Source organism: Enterobacter sp. ECC_219_Taxon_10 (assembly GCF_058354905.1).
Map to the genome: position 1 here is coordinate 79,590 of NZ_CM178005.1, position 12,594 is coordinate 92,183.

1 protein-coding gene and 1 pseudogene are annotated in these 12,594 nt (G+C 57.1%); both read left to right on the forward strand.

What is annotated here, in order from left to right; genetic code table 11:
• Nucleotides 1–316 precede the first annotated feature (316 nt).
• Nucleotides 317–568, forward strand: a complete 252-nt coding sequence (locus AC4ICF_RS00325; RefSeq protein WP_316380381.1) for a MafI family immunity protein — start codon at nt 317–319, stop codon at nt 566–568.
• Nucleotides 569–1,529: 961 nt separating this feature from the next.
• Nucleotides 1,530–9,953, forward strand: a pseudogene (locus tag AC4ICF_RS00330) (two-partner secretion domain-containing protein); the annotation flags it as partial.
• Nucleotides 9,954–12,594: the final 2,641 nt, after the last annotated feature.

Sequence of the window (12,594 nt, forward strand, 5' to 3'; positions counted from 1 at the left end):
AGCTATACGGTGGCGCTTTCCGGCTGCGCGGGTGGCAGAGGAAACGGTGAAAACCGCAACCTGGCACCGGCCATCGGTACAGGCCAGGCAGAAGACATTGCTACCTCCCCCGATACCCAAGGGTTTGCTCAGACCGGAACTGGTGGGGCGTATACAAACGCAGGTAGGCCGGCAAGGTGGGTTGCTTGGGAAGAACGAGATGGTGTCAGAGTTCGTGTGGTATACGAGCCCGCTAGTGGGAAAATTGTAACAGCGTTTCCGGATAGTAATCCGACTCCTCCAACTTTAAAGCCTATTAAAAAATAGTGTGGGTGAAATGGATATTAACGAAGAAATTAGAGAATTTGGTGAAGGATTAAAAAATCGTCTGGATCCTTCATTAGTTGACTTTGCCCTTGGTTATCTTGGGTTTTCAGAGAATGTATTAGCATTCGAAACGCTATGTGATCATATTGCTGATCATGATGTTGTGATCAGTAAAGATGAGTACACGCAAGTGCTTAAAATAGCTAATGATCTTGGTCTGGAAATTGATGGTAGGTATACATATATAAATCCAGAAAAATAACCGCTAAAACGTACAAATGCTCCCAACACCAACGTCAGGAGCATTTTTAAAAAGAGTTAGAAATGTGCAAAGGAAAGATTTCGTGCCGCAAGAAAGCGGATGTAACTAACTGTATGCAGCGATACAGACGCGCTAAGAAGTCAAATGCAAAAGTATTGATAATTTACTGAGCAGGATCTACGTTTCCTGTAAGAATTTAGACGTTAATTTCCGATTAGACAGGCGATTCTACTTTAGATAAATTCTGCTAGTGATCCCAGTTCTAGAGCCGAGAATTGTTTACCAGCCATCAAGGCTATTAAAAATGCCCTTCCCTTAAACCCCCGCCCCCCCCCCAGCATATCCCACCAGAACCATCCCCTTCCCGCGTATAGCAGAGACTTACAATCGTCTTACGTATCAAAAATTAGAGCAGACGGCCCCCCATCTCTATCTCTATTTAAATAGCGAAGTAAGACGAGCGGAATAATGCCATTTTCATCGCTGCTGCCCATCGATATCACATGTTTTTAATTATTTTCATCCTTAACCTAAATATTACTACTAATTCTGGTAGTGCTTCCTTTGGGACTATTCCTATTTATGGTGGGGGTGGCATACTGAAGAAAACTCAAAAAATTCTCTCTGCTTATGCGTAATTACAGCCCGGCTGTCTTTCGTTGTTCGTTATTGTATTGCTCCCTCGGCAATACCGCATCTTTTTCTCCTGACTACACGTGATATTCGCCGCCTGCTTAATATCGGGCAGGGCGCTCGGCTTTATTATCCGGGCGATTTGGCACCTGAGCGCCTCGACATTTATTACCGTATTGGGTTGATGATTTAAGGTAAAGGCATGGATAAGCATCCCGTTGGATTAGCGAAGCGTCTGATTAGTTATCTGGTCATGTTTCTTGTGGCAGGGCAGCCAGTCTTTCCCGCAGTTGCTGCATCCATCAACCCGGTGACGCCAGGTACCCGGATGGACCAGGCGGGGAACGGGGTTCCGGTCATCAATATCGCCACGCCGAACGGGGCGGGTATTTCGCATAACCAGTTCCAGGATTACAACGTCGGCAAAGAGGGGCTTATCCTCAATAACGGCACGGACCGCTTAACCCAGACCCAACTGGGCGGGCTTATCCAGAACAACCCCAACCTGCAGGCCGGGCGGGAAGCGAAAGGCATCATCAACGAAGTCACAGGGGCCAGCCGCTCCCAGCTGCAGGGCTACACGGAAGTCGCCGGCAAGGCGGCAAACGTCATGGTGGCTAACCCGTACGGTATCACCTGTAACGGATGCGGGTTTATCAACACCCCCAATGCCACGCTGACCACGGGTAAACCGCAGTTTGACGCTAACGGTAACCTGCTGGCGCTGGACGTGACGAAAGGGGCCATCACGGTTGAAGGCCAGGGGCTGGACGCCAGCAGGAGCGACGCGCTGTCGATTATTGCGCGCGCAACGGAAGTGAACGCCGCGATTCACGCGAAAGATCTCACTGTGACCGTGGGCGCCAACCGGGTTGCCACCGACGGCAGCGTCACGCCTGTCGCAGGGGAAGGTGCGGCTCCTCAGGTTTCTGTGGACACTGGCGCGCTCGGCGGGATGTACGCCAACCGTATCCATCTTGTTTCCAGTGAAAAAGGCGTCGGGGTTAACCTCGGGGATCTTAACGCCCGACAGGGCGATATTACGCTGGATACCAACGGTAAGCTGAGGGTGAATAACAGCCTTGCAAGCGGTAGCCTGACGGCGAAGGCGGATAGCGTTGTCCTCAGCGGCGAACATAAAAGTACGGGAACGATGCAGATCAACAGCCGTTCAGACGTGGCGGTAACGAACGGCAAACTGGTTAGCGACGGGGATATTACGCTTGCCGGGAATGGAAAGCTGAGCGTCGCTAACGGTACGTTAACGGCGGGTAAAGACATTAACCTGAGCTCTGGTTCGCTTACCGCAGATACCACGAGTGAGGTTAATGCGGCTGGCGCAATTCAGGCTAACGTCGCCGGTGCTGCAGACCATGCGGGTAAGATGCTGGCAGGCAGCGGTATCTCTCTTTCCGCAGGCCAGCTCGCTAACAGCGGGAAAATGACCGCGAACGGCGATCTAAACGTGAAGGCGGGAGGTTTTACCAATAGCGGGGCGGTACAGGCGCAGAAAAATACCCGGCTCGATCTGGGCACGTTGAACCACACTGGTCAGCTGCTGACCGGTGGTGTGCTGGGGATTTCAACGGGGGATGCCTGGATTGACGGAATGCTCAGCAGCGATAGCGATCTGAGCGTTAGCGGTACCGGCGCGCTGAATATCGGGCAAAACGGGCAATTGTTATCCACTGGCAGGCTCGGACTGCAGTCCGACAGCGTCATAAACAACGGGCTGGTCAGTGGGAAACAGAATCTCGCGCTCACCAGCCGTCAATTCAGCGCTGTTCAGGGGAGCACGCTGACCAGCGGGGGCAGCCTGCAGCTCAATGCGGGTGATGTGCAGATCGCCGGGGAGGTTCTGGCCCAGGGCGGCCTGTCCTTCAGCGGCGACCGGATCACGACGCTGGCGAGCGGGCAGCTTCAGTCGCAGGGCGATATGCTGTTGCAGGCGCATAACGCCGCCGGGCTGGACGGTGTCCAGGCTGCAAAAGGCAACCTGACGCTCGCTACCGGCAGCTTAACGCATCGCGGTACGAGCCGCGGCAGCAACGTTTCTCTGCAGGCTAACCAGATTGACACCAGCGGCACCCTGCAGGCGGATAATGCCATGGCGTTGAGCGCCGAAACCATTGTTCAGCAGGCCGGAGGGGCGCTGCTGGCGCAGAAAGCGCTGCAGATTAATGCCAGCCAGTTGACCAACGGTGGCTCTCTGGATAGCGATGCCTTAACGATTGCCATTAACGGGCATACCGATAACCACGCCAGCGGCAAAATGACGGCCCGCAACGGACTCACGCTGACGGGAAATACCTTCACCAACGACGGTCAGTTGGCTGCCAGCACGCTGGCGCTGACGCTAAATAACGCCTTTACCAACACGGCCTCCGGCAGCGTGCTCGCAGAAAATACTCTCGACCTGACCGCTCCGGTGTTCAATAACGCCGGAAGAGTGGCCTCATCCGCTCTGAACCTGAGCGCGAATACCCTCGACAATAGCGGCCTGCTGCAGGGCGGGCAAACGTTGCGGCTCGCTTCCGAAAGGCTGGCTAACCAGAGCGGCGGGAAAATCATCAGCGGCAGCGGGCTGACGCTGAACATCCCACAGCTGGTAAATGCCGGGCTGATTTCGGTGAAGCAGGGGCTCACCATTGAAAGCCTGATGCTGACGAACAGCGGCAATCTTGAAGCCCAGTCGATGGCGCTGAAAGCGGGTCAGAAATCAAGTAATCAGCAAGGCGGCGTAATGCTGGCGGAAGCGTCGCTGGCGCTGACCACCCCGGCGTTTGATAACGCGGGCAGCGTTCAGGGCAAAACGCTGACGATTGACGCCGGGGAGTGGAGCAACGGGGGTCAGGCTTCGGGGCTGGACGATCTGTCGGTCAATGTCCGCGATACGTTTACTAACCTCGCCGACGGGCGGCTTGTCAGCCAGCAGAGCGGCAGCGTAAACGCCGGGCAGTTTGCTAATTTCGGCGGCGTCACGGCAGACAATCTGCGCATTAGCGGCAACAGCCTGAATAACGACGGCTGGTTGCAAAGCGGCGGGGCGCTGGATCTGAATGTCGGCGCGCTGGCTAACCGGCTTTCCGGCACTCTTCAGGCAGGCAGCGGTCTGGCCGTTACCGTACAGCAGCTGGTTAATGCTGGCGCGATCTCCGCTCAGCAAGGCGCTGCCCTTGATGCGTTAACGCTGGATAACAACGGGCGGATTGAAGCTCAGGATCTGCAGCTGACGCTGCGCGAAAAGCTGAATAACCTGGCTGAGGGGATCCTACTCGCCCAGCGCAGCCTGAAGCTCGCGACGCCGCTGCTCAGTAACGACGGACGTCTGATGTCGGAAAGCGCGACGCTGAACGCGAAGACGCTCGTCAATAAGGGTTTGCTGCAGGGGAGCGCGGCACTTGTTGCTGACGGTGAGGAGTTTAACAATGCCTCCGAAGGCGAAGTCGTCAGCGGCGGTACGCTGACGTTCAATGAGTCCCAAGGGTTCAGCAACGCCGGTAAGGTGCAGGGCGAGACTATTGGTCTGAATACCAGAAGGGCGGATAACAGTGGCCAGATGCTGGGATTATCTGCGCTTAGCCTGAGCGGAACCGAAAGCCTCACCAATAACGGTAATTTGCTCAGCAAAGGCAAACTGGGCCTTACGAGCGAGCAGCTGGATAACCAGGGGCAGATCGCGGCGCCCGAGCTGAACATCAACACCCGGCAGATGAACAATAACGGTTTGCTTCAGGGTGACCAGCTGTTTGGTTTTACCGCCTCCTCACTCCATAACCAGAAGCAGGGCAGCATTATCAGCGGCAGCGGGCTAAGACTTGCCATTCCCGACCTGGTTAACGCCGGTTTGATTTCGGTCACCCAGGGGCTGGCTATCGAGGCCGCGACGCTGGACAACGCCGGGAACATCGAGGCAAAGGATTTACAGCTGACGCTGCGCCAGCAGCTGAATAACCAGGCGAAAGGTGTACTGCTGGCAGATGATACGCTTCATCTGTCGACGCCTGTGTTCACCAACCAGGGGCAGCTGATTAGTCGCTCAGGCACTTTGATCGCCGATACTCTGTCAAATGCGGGATTACTGCAGGGAAACCAGGGGCTTTCGGTCAGCAGCCTTACGCTGGATAACCTTTCAGGAGGTCAACTCCTGAGCGGCGGCGCGCTTACCCTGAATTCCGTGCTGGGAAAAAACGCCGGTCGCCTGCAGGGGGATACGGTTCAGGTCAGTGTGGGGAGGCTGGATAACAGCGGCCAGGTGCTTGCTGTCAACGGCCTGTCGCTCACCGCCGGGGAATTGAATAATACTGCTGGCGCAGAAATGAGCGGCAGCGGGGGCAGTTTACATGTTGATCAGCTGGTCAACGCCGGACTGATTTCGGTCAGCCAGGGGCTGGCTATCGACGCGCTGACGCTAACGAATGGCGGCAATATTGAAGCGGGCAATCTGGCGTTAACGTCGGTACAGACGCTGAATAACCTGACCAGTGGCGTACTGCTGGCAGACGATACCCTCTCGATTGACGCCGCCAGCGGTGATAACGCCGGGAAGCTTATCAGCAGTAACGCGCGTCTTGCGGTTAGCAGCTTAACAAATAGCGGGCTGATTCAGGGAAACCAGTCCCTCGGCCTGCAGGGCAGCCAGTTGAACAACATCGCCAGCGGCCAATTGCTGAGCGATGGTGATGTGGGACTTAATGTTGACCGTCTGGATAACGCTGGCCGGGTTCAGGGGAAAAGCCTGACGCTCGCGGGTGGACAGTCTGGCGGCGTTAACCGCGGACAAATGCTGGGCCGCGAGGCGCTGAATATTCTGTTCGCCGGGGCCTTCAACAACGACGGGCGCCTTATCAGCCAGAATTCCCTCAGCCTGAAAAGCGGGGCGCTTTCTAATACCGGGGTAATTGCTGCTGCAACCGTTAACATCGACAGCGCAGTGGGGCAGGCAAATAACAGCGGATTAATTCAGGCCGACGGCAAGCTCAGCTTCTCCGCCGCCTCATTGTCCAATCAAAAGAGCGGTTCGCTGGTAGCAGGCGATGATATAGCGCTGACGGTACCTGCGCTGGTCAATGACGGGCTGATGTCGACGGGGAAAAACCTGCGCCTGGACGGGACTTCTCTTGATAACCGCGGTGGTCTGGAAGCACTGAATGTGCAGCTGAATTTGTCCGGTCAGGTAAACAACCAGCCTGAGGGGCATCTGTTTGCAGACGACCTGCTGACGCTTAACGCCGGAAGCTGGCGTAACGACGGGCAGCTTATCGGCAACAACGTCATTATTACGTCCGGGCGCGGGCAAAATAGCGGCCTGCTGCAGGGGGATATTGGTCTAAAACTTGCCGTTACCGGCCTCGATAACGATCAAGCAGGCAAGATATTAAGCGGTGGGCTGCTCGATATCACCGGCCAGCAGCTGAATAACAATGGCCTGATGCAGGGGCAGAACGCTCTCCTGCACGGCGTGGATTTCACTAATGCGGGTTCGCTGACAGGTAAAGGCGATCTGACGCTGAATGTGGATAATACCGCGACCATCAGCGGGCAAATGCTGAGCCAGGGCAAGCTGCAGCTTGACGCCAGTCAGCTCGATAATAGCGGTATTCTGGCAGCAAATACGGTTAGCGTGAGCACCGGAGAGCTGAACAATACCGGGACGCTGCAAAGCAATGGTGCTTTGAATCTCGTTGCAGACGCGTTCAGCAACGTTGGTACGCTTCTGGCCAAACAGGCGCTAAATCTCACGAGCGCAATGCTGACTAACAGCGGTGTGATTCAGGCCGACACGCTGACCCTCGCGGTAAAAAACGCGCTGACCAACCGGGACACGGGCAAAGTGCTTGCCACCCAGGCGCTGGCTTTTGACGGCAATACGTTAACCAACAGCGGCACGCTGGCGGCAGATAATGCGCACCTGGCTCTCGGGATCCTGAACAATAGCGGCCTGGTGCAGGGTAACAGTGGGCTGGCGATCCAGGGTCAAGCGGCACAGACCTCGGGCCTGAGAAGTGTTGACGCCGCGCAGACGCCTGCTGCCAAAGTGATTAATAACCTGATCGGCGGACAGCTGTTAAGCGGCGGCGATTTGACGATTGCCGGGGATAAGGGCGATAACGCCGGCACGCTACAGGGCCGGACGCTGAACGTTAAGGCCGGAAGCTGGAATAACGAGGGAACGCTGCTTGGCCAGCAAGGCGCGAGCCTGAACGTCAGCAGCACGCTGACAAACAGCGGAACGTTACTCAGCGAGGCCGGGTTTGATATTCGCGCAGGCGCTGTAGATAACCGCGGGCAGTTGGCGGCGGGTACGCTTAACCTGCAATCGGACAGCATCAGCAACAGCGGTTTATTGCAGGGTAGCGCTGCGTTGACGTTCGATACCCGGGCCCTGGATAACCTTACCGGTGGACAAATTCTGTCCGGCGGCTCGCTTAATCTCGATCTGCCGCAGTTTACCAACGGCGGGCTCGTTCAGGCGAGTCAGGATATGACGCTGACGACCGGCAGCTTTGACAACCTGGGCACATTGTCTGCCGGAGCGTTAAATCTTAACGTCGCGCAACAGCTGAATAACCAGAGCGGGGGCAAGCTGCTGGCGACCCGTCAACTTATCAGCCAGAGCGCCAGCCTGACGAATAACGGTGTGCTTGCCGCAATGAGTGTCGAGCTTACCAGCGGCCAGATCGACAACAACGGCATCCTGCAGGGAGATAGCGCGCTGGCGCTGCACACGCCGCGTCTCAACAATCTGACGAACGGGCAAATTGTTAGCGGCAGCTCGCTGAATCTCTCTATCCCGCAGATGGTCAACCTGGGATTGATGTCTGTAAAAGAGGCGCTGGTCCTTTCCGGAGCCACCCTGGATAACCAGGGAACGCTACAAGGGAGCCGCGTGGGGCTAAGCTTCTCCGGCGACGTCGTGAACCGCGGCAATGCACGCCTGGTGGCACAAAAAGATCTGACCCTGAGCGCCGCCAGCCTTAACAACCAGGGCACGTTAGCGGGAGATTCGGTGAATATCATCACCAATCTGCTGACCAACGTCGGCTTGCTGCAGGGCAACAGCGCGCTGGCGCTGAACTCCCTGACGCCATCAACTCTGGTACTTAACAATAAGAGCGACGGGCAAATTATCACCGGCGGGGCGCTGACGCTTTCCCTGCCGCAGCTGACCAACCAGGGGCTGCTGCTTTCGCAGCAGGGGCTCACGCTTAATCTCGATAATCTCGACAACCAGGGCATCGTGCAGGCGCGCGATCTGGGCCTGAATATCGGCAACCAGCTGACGAACCAACAAAGTGGACGGCTGCTCGCTCAGCAGGGGCTGAACCTGACGGCCGCAAGGCTGGATAACGCAGGTCAGCTGGCGGCGAGTAATGCCACGCTGGCGGTCAATATCCTGAATAACCGCGGCGTGCTTCAGGGCGACGGCGGGCTGTCGATTACCGGCCCGACGCTGAACAACCTGACGGGCGGTAAACTGCTTACCGGCGGACAGCTGACGTTCAAGGCCGGTCAGCTTGTGAATGCCGGGATAATGCAGGGGCAACGGCTGGGCGTGAACGCGAGTGGCTGGAACAACAGCGGCAGCGCGCTCGGTACCGACGGACTGACCGCTCAGGTTGATAACCAGTTGACCAACACGGGTCGCCTGCTTGGCCAGGGGAGTACGCGCGTCGCTGCGGGGGCGCTGAATAACCAGGGCTCTCTGCTGGTTGACGGTGACCTGATAGTGGACGGCGGCAGCCTGTCAAACGGGGGCAGCCTTCAGGGCAGTACCCTGACGGTAAATAGTGGTACGGTCGATAACGCCGGTTCCGTGATTGGTCTGAACGCCCTGACGCTTCAACCTCTTCAGGGGCTGACCAACCGGGCCGGTGCATCAATGAAAACGCAGGGAACGCTGCTGGCGGGTGGGCAGAGCATCACGAATGATGGTCTGTGGCAGTCGCAGTACCTGAAGGTTAACGCCCGGCAGTTACAGAACAACGGCACGCTGCAAAGCGCGGGAAATATGGATCTCGCGCTGACCTCCTCCCTGGTCAATACGGGCTCAATGGTGGCGAACGGGACGGCCACGCTCGGGGCGCCAACGCTGAAGAATCAGGGGCAAATGCTGGCGAAGAAGATGTCGCTGTCGGGCGGTTCGCTCAGTAACAGCGGCAGCATCAGCGGTGCCGATGGCCTTGGCGTCACGCTCAGCGGCGATCTTGACCAGCAGGCGGGTGCGAAGCTGTTAAGCAACGGCCTGCTCAGCATGGGCGCCAATATCCTGACCAACCTCGGTCATATCCAGGGGAGCACCCTGACGCTGAATGCCGGTAGCCTGAATAACCAGGGCCGCATGGAGGCGAATACCGCGCTCAACGCCACGCTGCGCGGTAACGTCGATAACGGACGCAATGCCGTGATGCTGAGCCAGGGCACTTTCCAGCTGGGCGCACAGACGCTGAATAATGACGGTACGCTACAGGGGAACGGTAATACACAGCTTGACCTGCGCGATCGCGGCAGTAATCAGGGGCAGTTACTCAGTGGTGCAACGCTAACGCTGAATACGCCGGGGCTGACCAACAGCGGCTGGGTGCAGGGCTTTGCGCTGTGGCTCAACGCCGGTTCGCTGAACAACAGCGGTACGGTGCTGGCACAGCAGCAGGGAACGCTCGGTGGTAATTATATTGTAAACAACGGCATGCTGCAGGGCGCGAACCTGACGGTTAATCCGGGCCAGCTCGATAATAACGGTACGGTATACGCCACCCAAAATCTGGGGATTGCCGCCTCGCAGGTCAATAACGCTGCTGCTGCCCGGATGCTTAGCCAGGGTAACCTGGCGATTAACGCCACTAATACCGGCCTTCAGGGGCAGGTTGTGGCGCTGGGGGACCTCTCCCTCGCGAGTAAGGCTTCTTATAATCAGCTGACTACGCTGGCTGCGGGGAATACGCTGTCCGTCACCAGCCAGGGCGATATCACGACCAATGGCCTGATGCAGGGCAAGGGGATACAGCTTTCCGCTGCGGGTACGCTGAATAATAACGGCCAGCTGCGGGCGGGCTATGGCGAAAGCCAGCTTAGCGCAGGACAGCTAAACCTGAATGGTACAGGCAGCGTCGAGGCGGGCGGTACGCTGCGCCTGAGCAGCCTGAATGGTATTAATAACGCAGGGTTTGTCGGAACTGCAGGCGATTTGATCGCCAGCGCCGGAAGCACGCTGCTGAATAGCGCTCTGCTGTACGCGGGCAATAATATGAGCCTGCTGGCGAACAGTATCCGTAACGCGCGCGGCGATATTCTGGCCGGCAACAGCCTGTGGATGCAGCGCGACAGCGCAGGTAACGCTAGCGCGGAGGTCGTGAATACCTCAGGCAGTATTGAAACCCAGCGTGGCGACATTTCAATCCTGACCGGGCATTTAGTAAACGAGCGGGATGGGCTCAATGCAGTCCAGAGCGAAACGAATATTGCACCGTCCTGGGTTAAGGGTGGAACGGCGGATATTCCTGTGGACTGGATTTCCTCTTCCGGTACCGGTAAATACGGTATTTATGTGACGGAAGGACAGCGTTATCACGGCCACGGTGACGACTGGAGCGAAATGCTTGGCAACTATGCGCCTTATGAAGACGCGGATGTTCAAAAAGTTGCCGTTAAAACCGTTTCGGTTTCCGTGAGCGCGAAGGGGCAGCAGTCCCGCATTGCGTCCGGCCGAGACATCATCGCCCGGTCTGATAACGTTGAAAATATGGCGTCGTCGATTCTGGCGAACAGAAATATTCAGCTTTCAGGAAGTACCTTAAATAACCAGTCATGGCTAAACGGCACGTCGACGGTTTATAACGTTTATCGCTATGGGGTAGGCGATAAATATGCTCGCAGACCTGATGAGACCACGCGAAGCTATGACAAGCTGGTATCGAAGTCGATTAGCTATGTTCTTGACAGTGTGACCACTGAAGGGGCCAGCGGAGACGTTTATCGCGCCGTTATCCAGGCTGGCGGCGCGGTAGTCGCCAGCTTCAGCAACAATATCAGCAATACCTCCACCACGGCGAACGCCCCGGGCTATAAGCCTGGCCTCAGTGCCCCCGGGCTGAACCTGTCTGGCGGTCCGACCGTTGCGTCTGGCGCTAAGGCCACCGGGCTCGGCGCGGCAAGCAGCCAAAGCGTTGCCGCACCGCAGGCGACCATTAACCTGCCCGGCGGTGGGAGTGGCATAGGCAATGCGGAAGCGCTCACCAGCCGCAATGCCGGTAATAACGGTCTGGCATCGATTGATAACCGTCCCCAGAGCATCGGCGATTTTGGCCAGGCTGGCGGCAAGCTGGCTGACGTTCACCTGCAGGCTGCAGGCTTAACCTCCCAGAACGGTGCGAACGGTACGCCGGTTGATTTGACCGGGACCGGTGCAGCCCTGGTGGTTCCCGGCAGCACGGGTGGCAAGCATACGACTATTGCCAGCGATGCCGTAGCGCTGGCGGGGCAGAAGCAGTCGGGAACAAGCGGAACGTCCGCGCTGGCTTCCCGCGATAAGATCGGTGAAATCGCTGCGGTAACGGCTCAGATCATTTCGCTTTCCAGCGGCGGGAAAACGCCTCCGCCACCGGGTTATAACTACCGTCCTGTTTCGCTTACCGATATCTCGTCGGTTGCCCCAGCGCTGACCAGCAATGGTTCGCCGATTAAGCTGAGCGACTATCCGCTACCGGCCAACAATAACGGCTATTTTGTGGCAAACCGCGATCCGAAAAGCCCGTATCTCATTGTTACCAACCCGAAACTGGCGGGTTTAGGGCAACTGGATAGCAGCCTGTTTAATGATTTGTACAAGCTGGCCGGGACAACGCCGCCTTCGGCGCCGCAGGAAAACCGTACAACCTATACCGATACCACGCAGTTCCTGGGGTCGGATTATTTCCTGGCGCGTCTGAATCTGCGTCCGGAATATGATTACCGTTTCCTGGGCGATGCGGCCTTCGACACCCGCTACGTCAGCAATCAGATCCTGAACGAGACCGGTAGCCGCTACGTTAACGGCGTGGGCTCCGACCTTGAGCAGATGCAGTATCTGATCGATCGCGCCGCTCAGGCCCGTGACAAGCTGGGGTTACAGCTCGGCGTCAGCCTGTCGGAAGAGCAGGTTGCCTCGCTGGATTCCAGTATCCTGTGGTGGGAAAACACGGTGATTGAGGGACAAAATGTCCTCGTGCCAAGGCTGTACCTGTCGGCGAAGGACGTGGCGTTTAACAAAGGGAGCATTATCGCCGGGAACCAGGTGATCCTTAATGCTGGCAGCATCACGAATGACGGCAGTACGCTGCAGGGTAAAAGCCTGCTGGCTGCCAGCAGCCAGAGCACAATCAACAACATCAATGGCGGCCTGATCGGTTCCAGCG